We start from the raw sequence: 432 nt of genomic DNA on the forward strand, positions 1-432 counted from the left end.
GCGTCGGGCTCATCCTCGACCGCTCGGCGGAGACCTATGTCGCGCTGCTCGCCGTGATGAAGGCGGGCGCTGCCTTCGTGCCGCTGGCGACCGCCTTCCCCGAGGAGCGGATGGCGCTCATCATCGAAGACGCCGGCGTCAGCCTGATCGTCACCATCGCCGCCTACGCGTCGCGCGCCGGTCAGCTGCCCGTCCCGCATCTCCTTATCGACAGCGCCGCCGCTGAAATCTCCGGACAGTCCGACGCGCCGCTGAAGCCGCATGCGAAGGCCGCTTCATCGGACGACACCTGCTACATCCTCTACACCTCGGGCACCACGGGCAAGCCCAAGGGCGTGGTCATCAAGCACCAGAGTTTCGTCAATTTCATCCGCGTCGCCGCCGCCTCCTACGGCTACCGGCCGGGCGACCGCGTCTATCAGGGCATGACGA

1 protein-coding gene is annotated in these 432 nt (G+C 67.4%); it reads left to right on the forward strand.

What is annotated here, in order from left to right; translation table 11 throughout:
- A partial coding sequence (locus EN893_RS37655) for an AMP-binding protein (protein WP_164901577.1) occupies positions 1-432 on the forward strand: 432 nt, incomplete at both ends.

Origin of the sequence: Mesorhizobium sp. M7A.F.Ca.CA.004.04.2.1 (assembly GCF_004022825.1) — a bacterium.
In the GTDB taxonomy this organism is placed as follows: Bacteria; Pseudomonadota; Alphaproteobacteria; order Rhizobiales; family Rhizobiaceae; genus Mesorhizobium.